The sequence below is a fragment of the Staphylococcus sp. HMSC062H10 genome, from assembly GCF_001836945.1.
GTDB classification, from domain to species: Bacteria; Bacillota; Bacilli; order Staphylococcales; family Staphylococcaceae; genus Staphylococcus; species Staphylococcus aureus.
The window spans coordinates 1-207 of sequence record NZ_KV830975.1; the positions used below are offsets into that span (position 1 = coordinate 1).

Consider the following 207-nt stretch of genomic DNA (forward strand, 5'->3'; position numbering starts at 1 on the left):
ATAACGAAAATGATTAACAATTAATGCACCAATCCCCACACTATTGCAGTAGTGTGGGGATTTTTTCGATGCTGGCTTATAAAGTCGCCTATTAATTATTTGTTGCGTTTACTAAGCCAATAAGTATAATACGCAACAGCACAGCCACTGATGACTGGTGCTATGATGTGAACGAAAATGATTAGCAAAGTAATGCACCTCCTCTCT

At 38.2% G+C, this 207-nt stretch carries 1 protein-coding gene; it reads right to left on the minus strand.

The window, feature by feature from the left end; translation table 11 throughout:
* Nucleotides 1-95 precede the first annotated feature (95 nt).
* Nucleotides 96-188 (minus strand): type I toxin-antitoxin system Fst family toxin, encoded by a 93-nt coding sequence (locus HMPREF2658_RS14590; RefSeq protein ID WP_001791613.1) that lies wholly within the window; start codon nucleotides 186-188, stop codon nucleotides 96-98.
* Nucleotides 189-207: the final 19 nt, after the last annotated feature.